The organism is Mucilaginibacter sp. P4_G9, from assembly GCF_056400985.1.
This window is the reverse complement of the sequence record NZ_JBFUKF010000099.1, coordinates 1-15,585: the sequence shown is the minus strand read 5'-3', so window position 1 is coordinate 15,585 and position 15,585 is coordinate 1. Positions and strand designations below refer to the sequence as shown.

Annotated in this window: 14 protein-coding genes and 1 tRNA gene; 8 read left to right on the top strand and 7 right to left on the bottom strand. The window is 40.4% G+C overall.

Features of this window, described 5'->3' with window-relative positions; translation table 11 throughout:
- Positions 1-379: 379 nt before the first annotated feature.
- A tRNA-Asp gene (locus tag AC1DPZ_RS11050) sits at positions 380-491 on the bottom strand.
- 154 nt (positions 492-645) lie between these two features.
- Here AC1DPZ_RS11050 and AC1DPZ_RS11045 point away from each other — a divergent pair.
- A complete protein-coding gene (locus AC1DPZ_RS11045; protein ID WP_076373882.1) occupies positions 646-1,122 on the top strand; it encodes an Lrp/AsnC ligand binding domain-containing protein in 477 nt (158 codons plus the stop codon).
- 170 nt (positions 1,123-1,292) lie between these two features.
- Here AC1DPZ_RS11045 and AC1DPZ_RS11040 read toward each other — a convergent pair whose 3' ends face one another.
- On the bottom strand, positions 1,293-2,009 hold the full coding sequence (locus tag AC1DPZ_RS11040; RefSeq protein WP_477403196.1) for a hypothetical protein: 717 nt from the start codon (positions 2,007-2,009) through the stop codon (positions 1,293-1,295).
- A gap of 56 nt (positions 2,010-2,065) precedes the next feature.
- Here AC1DPZ_RS11040 and AC1DPZ_RS11035 point away from each other — a divergent pair, with 56 nt between their 5' ends.
- Entirely contained in the window at positions 2,066-2,776 is a 711-nt protein-coding gene (locus tag AC1DPZ_RS11035; RefSeq protein WP_477403194.1) for an SAM-dependent methyltransferase, read from the top strand.
- 3 nt (positions 2,777-2,779) lie between these two features.
- Positions 2,780-4,378, top strand: coding sequence for an FAD-dependent monooxygenase (locus AC1DPZ_RS11030; protein WP_477403192.1), 1,599 nt, complete (start codon positions 2,780-2,782; stop codon positions 4,376-4,378).
- A gap of 19 nt (positions 4,379-4,397) precedes the next feature.
- On the opposite strand, the gene hflX is transcribed toward AC1DPZ_RS11030, so the two are convergent.
- The gene (gene hflX, locus AC1DPZ_RS11025) at positions 4,398-5,582 is read right to left on the bottom strand and encodes a GTPase HflX (protein WP_477403190.1); all 1,185 of its coding nucleotides are present in this window, start codon (positions 5,580-5,582) and stop codon (positions 4,398-4,400) included.
- 236 nt (positions 5,583-5,818) lie between these two features.
- On the opposite strand from hflX, the gene AC1DPZ_RS11020 reads away from it, so the two are divergent.
- Genes AC1DPZ_RS11020 through ruvC form a run of 4 tightly spaced genes read left to right on the top strand, consistent with a single transcriptional unit; the run spans position 5,819 to position 10,952 of the window.
- Positions 5,819-7,753 (top strand): DUF3857 domain-containing protein, encoded by a 1,935-nt coding sequence (locus AC1DPZ_RS11020; protein ID WP_477403188.1) that lies wholly within the window; start codon positions 5,819-5,821, stop codon positions 7,751-7,753.
- A 7-nt stretch (positions 7,754-7,760) separates the two neighbouring features.
- Positions 7,761-9,701 carry a DUF3857 domain-containing protein gene (locus AC1DPZ_RS11015; RefSeq protein ID WP_477403186.1) on the top strand — a complete coding sequence of 647 codons (1,941 nt, stop codon included), beginning with the start codon at positions 7,761-7,763 and terminating at the stop codon, positions 9,699-9,701.
- Between the two features lie 11 nt (positions 9,702-9,712).
- On the top strand, positions 9,713-10,351 hold the full coding sequence (aat, locus tag AC1DPZ_RS11010) for a leucyl/phenylalanyl-tRNA--protein transferase (protein ID WP_477403184.1): 639 nt from the start codon (positions 9,713-9,715) through the stop codon (positions 10,349-10,351).
- Positions 10,352-10,370: 19 nt separating this feature from the next.
- On the top strand, positions 10,371-10,952 hold the full coding sequence (gene ruvC / locus AC1DPZ_RS11005; protein WP_477403182.1) for a crossover junction endodeoxyribonuclease RuvC: 582 nt from the start codon (positions 10,371-10,373) through the stop codon (positions 10,950-10,952).
- An 85-nt stretch (positions 10,953-11,037) separates the two neighbouring features.
- Here the strand turns inward: ruvC and AC1DPZ_RS11000 are convergent, their stop codons facing one another.
- The 3 genes from AC1DPZ_RS11000 to AC1DPZ_RS10990 all read right to left on the bottom strand — a co-directional run bounded on the left by AC1DPZ_RS11000 (position 11,038) and on the right by AC1DPZ_RS10990 (position 13,169).
- On the bottom strand, positions 11,038-11,430 hold the full coding sequence (locus tag AC1DPZ_RS11000) for an HIT family protein (protein WP_477403198.1): 393 nt from the start codon (positions 11,428-11,430) through the stop codon (positions 11,038-11,040).
- Positions 11,431-11,525: 95 nt separating this feature from the next.
- Positions 11,526-11,999 (bottom strand): transcription elongation factor GreA, encoded by a 474-nt coding sequence (greA, locus tag AC1DPZ_RS10995; protein WP_477403180.1) that lies wholly within the window; start codon positions 11,997-11,999, stop codon positions 11,526-11,528.
- 240 nt (positions 12,000-12,239) lie between these two features.
- Complete coding sequence (locus tag AC1DPZ_RS10990; protein ID WP_477403178.1) at positions 12,240-13,169, bottom strand: NAD(P)-dependent oxidoreductase; 930 nt, start codon at positions 13,167-13,169, stop codon at positions 12,240-12,242.
- Between the two features lie 198 nt (positions 13,170-13,367).
- On the opposite strand from AC1DPZ_RS10990, the gene AC1DPZ_RS10985 reads away from it, so the two are divergent.
- The gene (locus tag AC1DPZ_RS10985) at positions 13,368-13,922 is read left to right on the top strand and encodes a hypothetical protein (protein ID WP_477403176.1); all 555 of its coding nucleotides are present in this window, start codon (positions 13,368-13,370) and stop codon (positions 13,920-13,922) included.
- A 66-nt stretch (positions 13,923-13,988) separates the two neighbouring features.
- Here the strand turns inward: AC1DPZ_RS10985 and AC1DPZ_RS10980 are convergent.
- Positions 13,989-15,585, bottom strand: a 1,597-nt coding sequence (locus AC1DPZ_RS10980; protein WP_477403174.1) for a DUF4153 domain-containing protein, incomplete at its 5' end; no start/stop codon positions are given.

Here is a 15,585-nt window from a genome sequence, read left to right as displayed (position 1 = left end):
TGAGTGGTGAGTGGTGAGTGGTGAGTGGTGAGTGGTGAGTGGTGAGTGGTGAGTGGTGAGTGGTGAGTGGTGAGTGGTGAGAAAAATTGCCATACAATTTAGTCAAAAATCGTGGTAATCCTTATTCCTTGCTCCAAAAGCCGTTGCTCCCGAAAAAAAACCTATAGAAACAGCAAAGCCCCTGATGGGCAGGGGCCTTTACTAACCAATTATAAACCTAAATTATGAGAAGAGCTGTAGGAGAAGGAGTCGAACCTCCACGGAGTGGTTATTTTCATTGCTGAAAGTTTCCCAATTTCTCCGCCACCGCGACAAGGAGGTGTGTCTGCCAAAAATTTCACCATCCTACATTATATAAATCCCGTCTTTCATGGATTTGCTGTTGGGGAAGGATTCGAACCTCCACAGAGTAGTTAGCCCGCTTCGGGTTTTCTATGATCTCCGCCACCGGGACAAGGAGGTGTGTCTGCCAAAAATTTCACCACCCAACATTTTTTTTCTTGTTAAAGAACGATAAGCATTTTGTCGTTTGCTATGATACAAATCTAATAGACCTATCAATTCCTTGCAAATATTTCAACAAAAATATTTTATTTTTATTCAAATTTTAATTAAACTTGTATTTCAATATAGATATTCAAATTTATGTCCCACAGAAAAGCTCAAAATTTAGAAATTGATAATCTCGATATCCAGATTTTATCAATATTGATGAAAAATGCTACCACTCCATACACTGAGATAGCTAAAGAGTTAATAGTTTCTGGCGGAACCATACACGTGCGGATGAAAAAGTTGGAAGAGATGGGTGTAATAAAGGGAGCCAGCTTAGAGGTAGATCCGCAAAAATTAGGGTACGATATTACAGCTTTTTTGGGTATCTACCTGGAAAAAGGCTCGCAATATAATGAAGCCGTTAAGCAGCTAAAAACTATAAAAGAGATAGTTGAGCTGCATTATACCACCGGCGAATGGAGTATTTTTGCCAAAATTGTGTGCCATGACACCACGCACCTGCGCGAAGTATTAAACGAGCAGATCCAGGGCGTAAAAGGCATTCAGCGTACAGAAACCTTCATTTCGCTTGAAGAAAGTATAAGGAGGCAGATTACCTTGGAGTAAACGGTACTTAAGATTTTAGTGATTTTTTAAAGAGGCTGTTATGCTAAGTTTAGGCTTAGGGTAATGGTCTTTTTTGTGCCTAAACCTGAATTTATCGCATTAAAGAATTAATTAAAAGCGAGCTTAGAAAGCTATTGTAGTTAAAAAAACGATAAATTCCGGTTCAGAAATTACGCTGCTTTCGAAATATACTTCACCAAACTCCTTTTAGCCACCGGCAGCAACGTTTGCTCCAACGGGAAAGTGATATCACTATGTACATAATATACCGCCGGGTTGGGCATAAACTTATTGCGGTTTATTAAATTCAGTTTAATAGCTTCGGGCGTATTGACAATGCTATGCTCATAAGTGTCGATAAAACTTACGTGAATGCCCCGGTACTTATCATCCTTTCCCTCAAAAATGGTGATCTGGTATTCATAGATCCAGCTTGTGCGTTCCTTGCCGTTACGTAACGAAAAGTAGCCATGATATGGCATCAGCGGTATAATACCTATCGGATCGATATTGAGGTGGCGCTCTACAAAGTCATAAATTTCTTTACCTGTTTGGATAGCCGGGTTCATTTTGGACATAGCATAGGAGATGATCTGCTCTATCTCCTGCATGCTTTGATCATCCCTGATAATTTTTTGGTAGGTAAGCTTTACAGCATCAATATCTGCCTGGGTTAACCGTTGCGGAAAGGCCTGCTGCATTAGCGTTTTGTTTTTTTTAAAATCTACCAGGTTATTATAGTGGAAGATCAGGTCGGCAAGGTTAGGGTATAGCCGGCTTTTATCAAAGTGGCGGTTAATTTCCTGTAAATAGTTAAGCAGGAGATACTTTTTATGCTCAAAATCAATATACCCCTCAATAAACCAGTTAACACCTAATGGTTTCATAATTTTCAAGCTCCTTTCAATAGCTTAAATTAAACAAAAAACACCAACTTTGCAATATGCCCTATGGAACCCTTTATTTAATCCCTGTACCTCTTGCCGAAGAAGCGGCTGCCAAGTCATTTACACCTTATTTGGTTGATACTATTAATAGTATTAAGGAATATATTGTTGAGAATGAAAAAACCGCCCGTAAGTTTTTAAAAGAGGCGGGATTGAAAACCCCGCAAAGTGAGCTCGTAATTCATGATTACGGCAAGTATAATCGTGATATGGGCACTGCCGATTTTTTTAAGGGACTGCAGGCCGCTAATGATGTTGGCCTGATGAGCGAAGCCGGTTGCCCTGGCATAGCCGATCCTGGCGCAGAAATAATTGATAAAGCCCATCGTATGGGTATAAAAGTAGTGCCCTTGGTTGGTCCAAGCTCTATTTTGCTGGCGCTGATGGCCTCGGGGTTTAATGGGCAAAGCTTTACCTTTAATGGTTACCTGCCAATTGATAAGGTACTGCGCAGTAAAAAGATAAAAGAACTGGAAGGCCTGGCCACCCGGCTTGATCAGACACAGATATTTATTGAAACACCTTTTCGCAACAATCCGTTGCTTGAAGAGATCCTGAAAACAGCCAGCCCCAAAACAAAACTTTGCATTGCCTGCGACCTTACCGCCACTACCGAATTTGTGCAAACCAAAACTATTATGGATTGGCAGAAGAAAGTGCCTGAACTGCACAAGCGCCCGACCATTTTTTTACTTTATCATGGCTAAATAATGACCATTACGCAGCAGCATACCAGCGTATTGATAGTAGGAGCAGGTCCATCGGGATTAATGATGGCAGCCCAGCTATTGCGTTATGGTGTGCAGCCCGTAATTATTGATAGCAGGCAAGGCCCAACCAATCAATCAAAAGCGTTGGCGGTGCAGGCCCGTTCGCTGGAAATTTACCGGCAGATGGGTGTTATTGACAAGATAATTGAAGGGGGAAAGCAGGCCAACGGGGTTATATTTAACCAGGAAGGAAAAGAAAGTGTCCAACTTTCGCTGGATAATGTAGGCGAAGGCCAAACCGCTTTCCCCTATATTATAATGTACCAGCAAAGCAAGAACGAGCGCCTGCTACTTGACTTTTTAACCCTTAATTGCTGCCCGGTTTACTGGAATACTTCGCTGTTAAGCATCGAGCAAAACGCATCCAAGACAATTGTTGAGCTACAGGCAGGTGACGGAATACGAAGACTCACCTGTGATTGGTTAGTAGGAGCGGATGGGGCACATAGTGTTGTACGCAAACAATTACAAATACCTTTTAGTGGTGATACCTATCAGCATAAATTTTATTTAGCCGATGTTAAGATTGGGAACGACCTTGGCAATAGGGTAAATTTGTTCATGGCCAAAAAAGGCTTTGCCGGTTTTTTCCCTATGCCCGAGGAACAGTGCTACCGTATTGTTGGTAACCTGCCCGATGAATTTGATGGAAAAACGGATTTACAGATAGAAGAGATGTTGCCCTTCCTTAATAAGATAACCGGGCAGAATATCCGGGTAGAACAGGTCAATTGGTTCACTGATTACCGCCTGCACCACCGCATGGCAGATAAATTCCGGTCGCAAAATTGTTTTTTGGTGGGCGATGCAGCCCATATCCACTCACCGGTTGGCGGCCAGGGAATGAACACCGGCTTGCAGGATGCTTATAATTTAGCCTGGAAACTGGCCGGGGTGGTAAATAAGCAACTAAAGGAATCGGTTTTGGACAGTTACGCTAAAGAGCGCATGCCCGTAGCCAAAGCCCTGCTTAATACTACCGACCGCGTTTTCAAAATGATTCTATCCCGCAATTGGTTTGTGGGGTTGTTTAAGAGATGGGTGCTCCCAACTGTATTGAAAACGGTTTGGGATAAACCCGCTTTAAGAAAAGCATTTTTTATACGTGTTTCGCAAATAGGAATAGATTACCGCGAAAGCCAGATCAACGTGCACCTGAGTAACGCTACCCAAATAAAAGCGGGCGACAGGCTGCCATACCTTAAAGTATTTGATGAAAAAAAACAACAGGAAACCGATCTGCACGAATGGTGCAGCAAACCCGGCTTTACGATAATAGCCCTTGGCAAACTGCAGGAGATAGACCTGTTTACGCTTGCCAAATGGATCACACAGAAATACCCTTCCAATCTTAACTTTTTTTACCTGCCTCCTTCAGCCAAAAACCAACAGGTATTTGATGTTTTTGAGATTAAGGAAAAACAAAAAAAAGCACTTATCATCCGCCCGGATATGCACATCGGTTTTATCAACGATGTAATTGATATTGAGATGATGGATAATTATTTGCAGAATGTTGTGGGTTTTAGCCAAGCCTAACAGTTACGGGATTTTGGTCTCAATAAAGCAACTGATCATACGGATATCTTTCTGTATGTATAGCTTTTACTTCTTCATAAAGCAAACTCCTGAATTCATCTACATTTTCTTTTTTTGTGGCCGATATAAATATGGCAGGGCTATTGTTTTTAGCCATCCAGCTATGTTTAAAATCATCAAGGGTAAGGGGTTCGGCCTGCTGTTCTAATTGATGTTGCTCGGGTTTAAAGGCATCTATTTTGTTAAATACCGTGATCATCTTTTTATCAATAGCGCCAATATCTTTCAGTGTTTCGTTAACCGTACGAATCTGATCTTCAAAGTTGGGGTGCGAAACATCAACAACATGAACCAAAATATCGGCCTCGCGCACTTCATCAAGGGTCGATTTAAAACACTCTACCAAATGATGCKGTAGTTTACGAATAAACCCTACCGTATCAGACAGCAGGAATGGCACATTTTCAATAACTACTTTACGTACAGTAGTATCAAGCGTTGCAAATAGCTTATTCTCGGCAAAAACCTCCGATTTTGAGATCATATTCATGATGGTTGATTTGCCTACGTTGGTATAACCTACCAAAGCCGCACGCACCATTTGATTACGGTTTTTGCGTTGTGTTTCGTTTTGCTTATCAATCTGCTTTAATTTTTCTTTTAGCAGCGATATTTTATTCAGGATCAAGCGCCTGTCAGTCTCAATTTGCGATTCACCCGGGCCACGCATACCAATACCACCCTTTTGGCGCTCAAGGTGGGTCCATAAACGTGTAAGGCGGGGCAATAAATATTGTAGCTGGGCCAGCTCAACCTGGCTTTTAGCCTGCGCGGTTTGCGCACGATTTGCAAAAATATCCAGTATCAGGTTATTACGGTCTAATATTTTTACCTGTAGTTCGTTTTCAATGTTGCGCAGTTGTGATGGTGAAAGTTCATCATCAAAAACAACCATGTCAATTTCCTCTTCTATTACAAAGGCTTTAATATCCTCCAACTTGCCCGAGCCTACAAACGTTGCCCTATCCGGTCGTTGCAGTTTCTGGGTAAAGCTTTTTACGGTTTCGCCACCGGCTGTGGCCACCAAAAACTCCAGTTCCTCTAAAAACTCTTTTTCCTGCTCATCGGTTACGTGAGGTGTCATTACGCCAACCAAAATAGCTTTTTCCTGCTTCACAGCAGTATCATAAAATTTTTGCTTCATTAACTATGGTTTATCAATCAAAGTGCCAGTTTACTAATATATACACAAACGGGGGTACTTTATGCCAAAATAACATGTATAATGTAATTTAAAAACAGGCGGCTATAAAAAATTATAAAATTGGTTAATAATGAGTGTTGAAGGATTGACACAAATAACCTCAGAAATAGTTTTATTTATTTTATAATAATCATTTACCTAATTATTATATTCGTGCTGATTAAACCTTATCAGCAATGAACAAACTTTTTACCCTGCTATTTTTAGGGACCCTGGGCCTTTCTGTAGGTGCCCAAACTACTACCCCCGTACCCACTGCTCAATCTTTTGGCAAAGTAGATAAAGCCGATCTTGAAATGACAAAATGCGACTTTGAGCCGGATGCCAACGCCGAAATTCTTTTTGATAAAGGCGATACTTATTTTGATACCCAATACAATATCAATACCGACAGGCATAAGCGCATTAAAATTTTTAATGATAACGGTAAAGATGAGGCCAACATCCGCATAAAGTTTTATAGCAACAATCGTTCTCAATATATAACCGGCCTGCAGGCGCAAACCATTAATTTAACCAATGGCACGGTTGAAATTATTAAGGTTGATAAAAAACAGATATTCACCGAAGCTGTGGATAAGTACTACTCGGCAATCGTTTTCTCGTTCCCAAATGTAAAACCAGGTTGTATAATTGAATATAAATACAGGCTGACCAGCGCCTCTGTAAGCAGTTTCCCCGACTGGTATTTTCAAAGCGATCTGCCTACGCGGTATAGCGAGCTCGATACCAACATACCGGATATTTTAACCTATAAAAGGTTGCCAAACTTACATTTGCCATATGTAGTTGATAAAACAAGTTCGTCAAATACCCATACCGAGGCTATGGCCAACATTCCATCGTTAAAAGATGAGCCCTACATGGATGCCCGTAATGACAATTCTGAACGGATACTTTTCCAACTGCTAAGTATACGCATACCCGGCTATTTCTATCCTAACTTCCAGGACTCGTGGAAAAAAGTTGGCGAGAACCGAATAAATAATGAGGATTTTGGCGGTCAGCTAAACAGGAAACTTACCGGCGAAGAACTAATTATTAGCAAAGCAAAGGCCCTTAAAACCGATGATGAAAAAATTGCTTATGTTTTTAACGAGGTTAAAAATGCAATGAAGTGGAATGATGTTTATTACATTAGCAGTACCGATGGTACGCCAAAGGCCTGGGAAAAAAAGGTAGGTAACTCTGCCGAAATAAACATGGTGCTTTATCACTTACTAAAAAAATCGGGATTAACAGTTTATCCGATGATGGTAAGCACGCGCGATAATGGCCGAATAAACCCAAGCTACCCAAGCGTTTATCAATTTAACAGTATGATAGCTTATATACCGGTTGATAGTGCTAAATATTATGCACTTGATGCTACCAGTAAATACAATCTTTACAACAAGGTGCCCCGTGCTTTTTTAAACTCATTTGGCTTTTATATTGATGACGCGAACAAGATATATGACCTTTCGTTTTTACAGGAACCAGAACCTGTACGCCAGGTTGTTTTGCTAAATGCCGAAATAAAGCCCGATGGTAAAATGAACGGCAGTGCCGATATCAGCAGTTTTAGCTACAACAAAATGTACTACACTAAAAAGTACAAAACCGACGGCGAAAAAAAATATAACGACTTTTTAAGAGAAGATAACAACAGCCTTAAAATATCGGGCCTTACCTTTGAAAATATGGATGTTGATACCCTCCCGTTACGCCAAAAGCTCAACTTTAACCTCGATTTAACGGGTAGCGATGATAATTATATTTATTTTAATCCAAACCTGTTTACCGGCCTTAAAACCAACCCTTTTTTGGCCGAAAACCGTTTTACTGATATTGATTTTGGCTACCGCGATAACTATGCAATAACGGGCATTTTTAAAATACCCGCAGGGTACAAAATTGATGCAATGCCCAAAAGCATAAGTATGGCCATCCCTGATGGTACAGTTACTTTTAAACGCTTTGTTGCCGAACAGGATGGGTCCGTAATGGTGCGCTTTAGTATTGATCATAAAAAGTCGTTGTACTTTAAGGAGAATTATCCCGAATTCCGTGAGTTTTGTAAAAAGATGTACGATATGCTTAACGAACAGATTGTACTTAAAAAAGGCTGATAGAACTATGTTTATTAAATATTATACCAGGCTGCTGTTCATTGCAACGGCCTTATGTGCGCTATACAGTAAAGGTTATAGCCAGGATAAAAATATTCCTAAAGATTTATATATCGCAGCAACCATTCCTGATTCTTTGAAGGAGGATGCAAATTCGGTGCTGAGGTATTCAAATGATGAGGTAATTGTGAAAGGCCCGGGGAAAATGCTCCTGAAACATCATAGCATTGTAACTATTCTAAACGAAAAGGACGATAGTGAAGCTATATTGGAGATGGGGTACAATAAAAAATATGATTCTTATAGTGATATCGAGATGAATATTTTTGATGCATCTGGCAAGCAAATAAAAAAATATCGTAAAAGCGATATGTATGACGGCTCTGCCGCTGATGATGAAACCATGGTTACAAACGAAAGGTTTCTGGCTGTAAGGCATGCTATCGCGGCCTATCCAATTACAATTGAGAAAATTTATGAAGAAGATGAAAGTAGTTTTATAGGTTTAGATAGCTGGTATATTCAGAATCAGGTTGAGCAATCTGTTCAGTTTTCGTCTTATAAAATTTCATTTAGTCCCTCAGTTGGCCTTCGGTTTAAAAATACCAACACAAAGATCAAACCCGAAAAAAAGAATGCCGATGGTTTAGATAGCTATTTGTGGAAGGTTCAGAATTTGAAAGCAATTAAAAAAGAAGAGCATGTTTTAGCCTGGACTATTTTACCAAAAATTTCTTTTGCGGCAAGCTCATTTGATTGCTATGGTTACCCTGGTGATTTTAGTAGCTGGCAATCTTTTGGTAACTGGATTAAATCACTAAATGGTGATGTGTGTATATTAAGCCCTGAGCGTACAGCAGACATAAAAAAGATGACCGACTCAATTAAAACGGATAAAGATAAAGCCCGTTTTTTGTATAACTACATGCAAAAAAGCATGAGGTATGTAGGCATTCAATTGGGTATTGGCGGGTATAAACCTTTCCCTGCAACCTTTGTGGACCAGAAAAAGTACGGCGATTGTAAAGCCTTGTCTAATTATATGCGTGCATTGCTCAAAGCCGTTAATATTGATTCTTATTATACCATCATCAGGTCTGCCAGTAATAGCGAGCCTATTGATGCCACTTTTCCGGCCAACACATTTAATCATGCTGTTTTGTGTATCCCTTTTAAAAATGATACTACCTGGCTTGAGTGCACAAGCAATACAAGGCCCTTTGGAAAGTTAGATCCATCTACACAAAATACTAAGGCTTTAATAATTACCGAAAATGGAGGCAGGCTAATAAATACGCCCCGAAGCTTAGCTGTCGATAACCAGTTTAATAGTGAAGTTCATATTGTGCTGGATGCCGATGGCGGAGCTAAAGCACAGTTAAAAATATTTAGTACAGGGATATACCGGTCTGGTTATATAGGGGTTGCCGCTTTAAAAACAGATGAGCAAAAAGAATATATCATACGCGATCTGCATATGAAGCAACCATCTGTATTTGATTTTAAACCTGCAACAGATAAGGATGGCATTAAAGAAGTGGATATCAACCTGGAGTACGATAAGTTTTGCGACATAGCCACAGGAGATAAGCAATTTTACAGACCGGGCGTATTTTCCCTTTGGCAAAACACAGTGCCAATTGAGGAAAAGAGGAAAAATGATTTTTATTTCGACATGCCATTACAAAAATCATGCATAACCACAATTGACCTTCCTGCCGGTTTTGAAGTAGAGACGCTGCCAACCAGCCAAAGCTTAAAATTTAGCTATGGCACCTATGATGTAAAATTTGCTTATGATGCTTCCAAAAACCAGGTGATAAGTACTGCTAAGTTTAATCTTAGCGATTATATTATCCCCGCTGCCAAATACACCGAAATGCAGGTTTATATGGACGCTGTTGCCAAAGCGCAAAATAAAAAACTGGTGATACGCCGCAAAGCTTAAATTTGCCCCTGATGATATTCAGGCTTGATGAACGTTTACTATTTCCTGAGCCCGATCTGGCCGAACCAGACGGGCTTTTGGCTGTAGGAGGCGACCTATCGACCAATCGTTTATTATTAGCCTATCAAAATGGGATCTTCCCCTGGTATAGTGATGATACACCCATCCTTTGGTATTCGCCGCATGAGCGTTTTGTGCTTTATCCACAGGAGTTGAAGATCTCTAAATCAATGCGGCAGGTGCTGCGCTCTGGTAAATTCTCGGTTACCACCAATACCTGCTTTGCCGACGTGATAAAAGCTTGTTCGATAGCCCCGCGTGAAGGCCAGGACGGCACCTGGATAACCGATGATATGCAGGCTGCATACATTAAACTTCATAAAGATGGTTACGCCCATTCTGTTGAAGTATGGGAGCAAAACAAGTTGGTAGGTGGCTTATACGGCATGTGGGTTGGCGCAGTTTTTTGTGGCGAAAGCATGTTTAGCAGCGTTAGCAATGCATCAAAAGCAGCACTGATCTACCTGTGTGAAACCAATCGGTTTAAATTGATAGACTGCCAGGTACATACCGGTCACCTGGAATCAATGGGGGCAAGGATGATAAACCGGGAGCAATATATAGCCGTTTTGCACAATAGTTTGCTTTGATTGGTTAACTTTGAAGGGTATGCAGCAGGCTAACACAAAAGAGAGGATAATTTTAGGCATCGACCCCGGTACAGCAGTTATGGGATACGGATTAGTAAAGGAAACCGGTCCTAAAATAGAACTCATAGCCCTTGGTGTTGTAAAAATGGAGAAGCTGGACGACCATATGCTGAAGCTACAGCGCATTTTTGAAAAAACCGTTGCCCTTATTGATAACTACCACCCAGATTGCCTGGCTATTGAGGCGCCTTTTTATGGCAAAAACATCCAGGTAATGCTTAAACTGGGCAGGGCGCAGGGGGTAGCTATAGCTGCGGCGCTATCGCGCAACCTGGATATTACAGAATATGCTCCCCGTAAAATAAAGCAATCAATAACCGGTAATGGCAATGCCACCAAAGAGCAGGTAGCCGCCATGCTGCAAAACTTACTCACCTTTAAAGAAACGCCCGACTTTTTAGATGCTACCGATGGCCTGGCTGTTGCAGTATGCCACTCCTTTCAAAGGATGACCACAGGGAGTAAGTCCGGCCCGGGCAGTAAAAAATCATATTCCGGGTGGGATACTTTTGTGAAAGATAACGCGAAGAGGGTAGTTTGATGAATTTGAAAATGTGTTTATTTGAAGATTTGAAAATGAATCAATCAATTTTCAAATCTTCAAATTCTCAAATTAACACATTTAATTAAAATGCTGCTTTTATCTTATCCTTGGTAGCGCTTAGCTCCTCGTTGGTAAAGCTCAATTTAGGACGGGCGAAGTTAAGATCATTAACCTGGTTCATGGGGATAAGGTGGATATGTGCGTGAGGCACCTCCAGGCCAATAACCGCTACACCAACCTTTTTGCAGGGAATGGCTTTTTTAATAGCTGTAGCTACTATCTTAGCGAAGATTTGCAAGCCGGTATAGGTTTCATCATCCAGGTCGAAAATATAGTCGACCTCTTTTTTAGGGATTACCAGTACATGCCCTTCGGCCAGCGGACTAATATCTAAAAAAGCCAGAAACTCATTACTCTCGGCCACAACGTGTGCCGGAATCTCGCCTGCGATAATTTTTGAAAAGATGGTCATTATCTATTGATTAAACAATTTGAAAATTTGAGGATTTGAAAATTAATAGCTTTTCAACCATTTTCAAATTATCAAATCTTCAAATTAGTAAATTAAAACTACCTGGACACTTCCAGGATCTCAWATTCAATTTTTCCGGCCGGTACGGTGATTTCAATTTTTTCGCCTACTCTTTTGCCCAGCAAGCCTTTTGCAATAGGCGATGCTACAGATATTTTACCTGTTTTCATATCGGCTTCGCTTTCTGCTACCAGCTGGTAGCTCATAGTGGCGCCGTTTTTCAGGTTCTTTATTTTTACTATCGATAAGGCAAGCACCTTTGACAAATCCAGTTTAGATTCATCCAATAAACGGGCATTTGCCAGTGTTTCCTGCATCTGGGATATTTTAGCTTCATGAAGTCCCTGGGCTTCTTTTGCGGCATCGTATTCCGCGTTTTCTGATAAGTCGCCTTTATCGCGGGCTTCGGCAATAGCCTTTGATATGTCCGACCGTCCGGTTGTTTTTAACTTTTGTAATTCTTCTTTTAATTTCTCTAAACCTTCTTTGGTAAAGTATGATACCTCTGCCATAACACGTAAATTAATTATTGTTTATMCTAATGGTTATCCAAAAAAAACCGCCCTCCCTTTTTTAAGAAGGACGCAATGACTATAAAAACAAACAAGACTATATGGGCATGCCTACATAGTCTTGTTTGTGTATTTAACGAAGATAAGTGATTTAAGTTTTAATATCCAAATTTTTTTGATGGAGAGCAGTGAATGGTTGATTGAATTAGATTGGTTAAGCTGCAGGCACTTATTTATTTTTCAATCAATCAAATTAATCAGCTTCTCGGCCATTACTTCACTAATCTTTCGGTACGAGTCAAACGTCCAGCCGGCAACGTGAGGGCTAAGTATTACCTTATCACTTTGTCGCAGTTCCTCAAACCAGGCTTGTTCGGTAAGGGCAGGGAATTTTTCCACTTCCAGTACATCCAATCCGGCGCCTAAAATTTTGCCTTGTTTAATGGCATTCAGCACAGCGCTTACTTTGGCCGTTTTACCCCGGGAGGTATTAATGAAAAATATGGGCTTTTTAAAATGGAACAGGTATTCGTCATCCACCAGTCCGTTGGTTTCTGGTGTGAGGGGAATATGCAGGCTAAGCACATCGCTATTTTTAACTATTTGTTCCATGCTTACCTCACGGACATATTTGTCGCTAAAGTCGGTTTTGTATTTATCATAAGCAATTACGTCAACCTGGAAACCGGCTAATTTACGGGCAAAGCTACGCCCCATATGGCCATAGCCTATAATACCCACCGTTTTACCTTTTAGCTCATAACCCCGGTTCCCTTCACGATCCCATTTGCCCGCCCTGATCTCGGCGTTGCCCCGGTTAAGGTTGTTCATCAGCGAAAGTAATAAACCTATGGCATGCTCACCTACAGCATCAGAGTTGCCTTCGGGCGCGTTTATAAGGGTAACGCCTTTCTCTATGGCATAAGCTTCGTCGATATTATCCATGCCGGCGCCTGCCCGGCAAACAAAACGCAGGCTGGTAGCTGTATCAATTACTTTTTTATCAACCAAAAATTTGGAGCGGATAACCAGCCCGGCGTAATTGCCAATGATCTGCAAAGCTTCTTCGGTTTTTATTGTGGGCCTGTAATCGCATTGGTATCMCCTGGCTTCGGCCTGCTCCATAAAAATGGGGTGTACATCATCAACAATAAGAATGTTATTTTTCAACTGAACTTAAAATTTTTTATGAACCACAAATTTACGAAACAGCCATGATAGTTATGTGATTACCTGTTTATACCTATAACTTAATTACATAATACCGACTAATAACCTGCCACATTTGACAACCAAATAAACTGGCACGGGAATAGCATGGATAAGTTTATAAGGATTTATATCCGTTACATTTAATTCAGTAGTCCAATGATATCATTTAAAAAAGTAGGCACCGATATAAAACGCTACTCGGAGCAGCTCTCGCACGATGGATTTAAACAAGTATTTGACCATATAGATCAATTCAAGATCAAAAACGGCGTTGATAAGCTTGGTTTAGATAAATTTATAAACCAATGCGCCATCATGGCGGCCGGTACAGGCGCTATATCCGGCAGCGGCGGTGTTTTAACCATGGTAGTAGGCATGCCCGTTGATGTGGTGAACCTGGTAACCCAGCAATTTAGGGTAACTATGGCTATTATGTACTACAACCGGGGCAGTTACCAGATGGGCTTTGAAGAATTTATGAAACTGGTTGCTATTTCATTTAAGGTAGAAACAGGCGTAGCCCTAACCAAAACCATGATGGAGGGCATTGCCGAAAAGATAATCCTGAACTTAGGCGTACGCACAGCCGAAAGGTTAGTGCCTGTGGTAGGAGCTGTAATTGGCGGCACCACCAATTACCTGTTTATTAAACGGATGGCCAAATCGGTTAAAGAAATGCAAGGTGAACCACTGGTTATACAGGTAAATTGATAAAATTCAGCTTTAAAAAAGAGCCAGCTGCGGATTAACTTATCACTTCTGGATTAACTCACATCTTTAGCGCCGTTTTATAAAATACGTAAAGGTTACCGTTGTAATTTGGGGCTTTTTATTGGAAAGCATTTCAAAATTTAATTCTTCAAGCTGGTAGTCTACATCAAAACTTTTGCTCTTTTGATGTAACGTTAACATATGGGCCGGAATTCTGTATGTCTTTTCTCCTCCATATCCTCCTAAATCTTTATAGGTTTTAAGATTGTTAATATTGGTTAACAAATTTAGCGCAATATCAGAAGGTTTAAAGATAAGTTTCTCATTATTGACAGTTAGCATGCATGTTTCATTAGCCAATGGCTTGTGCTTAACAACTATATCTTCTAATTTATTGTTAAGAGTATCAATATTAAATCCCGGACTAAAAGAAAAATCAAACCCTTTTATATTCCTAAGATTGTTTCCCAATATAAAATGATAATTGTTACTGAGGTTTGGATCATCACTTAGTCGGGAATAATAGGTTTCAAAATGATGTAGCCCAAGAAATTCTTTGGCCCATTCATATTTTATAGTTCTTAATTCCTGCCTGCCTGGTAATTCGCTTCCGTACCTGTTCCTGTTTTTTAGTTTTCCCAAAGAGTCAGATACGGCGATAAGGTTTTTGCTAAAATATGACTGCAAGGGCAATAAGTCGTATTTGCTTACAAAATATTCCAGGGTTGCTACTGCATGGCTTCCATCCCTATCGCTTATTTTAGTACTGTCAACAGGGATAAATTTGCTGTTTTTTAAAGCATTGTTCTTTTCAAAAAACTTAACGATAATGCGCCGTTGCGAATACATACTTACTGAAAACGCACTCTGCGGCCCATAAACCGAAAGCAGCGTTAGTATACACAGCGAAATAGGGATCAGCTTTATGTTTTGCTTTTTAAACGCCAAAAAGTAAACCGATATAAATAAAAGCCAGCAAGCCAATACAATTAAAAAGTACCGCCACTCGGTAATACCATATAAAAATACCCGGGTACCCACCGCAACAAACAGCAGAATAAGCAAGGGTATCATTAAAAAATAAAAGCTGCGTGCATAAATTTTAAGCCATTTGTTACCGTCATGATCCTTAATTGGATAAACAAGCAGTAATGAGAGGATTCCAAATACAGCATAGCTCAATATCAGGTCTGATACTAATCCCTTGGGCAAACTCCATTGTATTAATATTTTAACCTCATAAGCCAATAAAATAAGCCCATAGATGGATGATAATGGGATCAGCACATATTGTGTAAATATTTTTAATCCCTTTGGATAGCTCAGATCATCATTAAGTACTCGGGTATTAACCGGTACCCCCGCTAAAAAGAAGGTTGTAGTAAACATGCCCACAATCCAAACCCACAATATAGCATAGGTATCCCACTCAAAATTAAAATTGAATAAAAAATTGGTAGCCCCTATGGCTGCCGCTATCCCTAAAAATAAAACAACACCATAAAGTACGCTGGTTAAAAATCGCAAAAACAAGGTTTTATTAAACTGCCAGAAACCATTGATCTGCCCCTTGCCCGTAAAGGCTGCAAAAGCCGCCAGTAAATGGAAAGCCAGGCAAATGAGAAAAAAACGGAGGTAATCTGCTTCGCGGGCTGTTGGGTCG

What these genes read in the sequence shown, in the direction of transcription:
- AC1DPZ_RS11045 (WP_076373882.1), top strand. Translation starts at nt 646, where the DNA reads ATGTCCCACAGAAAAGCTCAAAATTTAGAAATTGATAATCTCGATATC.
- AC1DPZ_RS11040 (WP_477403196.1), bottom strand. Translation starts at nt 2,009, where the DNA reads ATGAAACCATTAGGTGTTAACTGGTTTATTGAGGGGTATATTGATTTT.
- AC1DPZ_RS11035 (WP_477403194.1), top strand. Translation starts at nt 2,066, where the DNA reads ATGCCCTATGGAACCCTTTATTTAATCCCTGTACCTCTTGCCGAAGAA.
- AC1DPZ_RS11030 (WP_477403192.1), top strand. Translation starts at nt 2,780, where the DNA reads ATGACCATTACGCAGCAGCATACCAGCGTATTGATAGTAGGAGCAGGT.
- AC1DPZ_RS11020 (WP_477403188.1), top strand. Translation starts at nt 5,819, where the DNA reads ATGAACAAACTTTTTACCCTGCTATTTTTAGGGACCCTGGGCCTTTCT.
- AC1DPZ_RS11015 (WP_477403186.1), top strand. Translation starts at nt 7,761, where the DNA reads ATGTTTATTAAATATTATACCAGGCTGCTGTTCATTGCAACGGCCTTA.
- aat (WP_477403184.1), top strand. Translation starts at nt 9,713, where the DNA reads ATGATATTCAGGCTTGATGAACGTTTACTATTTCCTGAGCCCGATCTG.
- ruvC (WP_477403182.1), top strand. Translation starts at nt 10,371, where the DNA reads ATGCAGCAGGCTAACACAAAAGAGAGGATAATTTTAGGCATCGACCCC.
- AC1DPZ_RS10985 (WP_477403176.1), top strand. Translation starts at nt 13,368, where the DNA reads ATGATATCATTTAAAAAAGTAGGCACCGATATAAAACGCTACTCGGAG.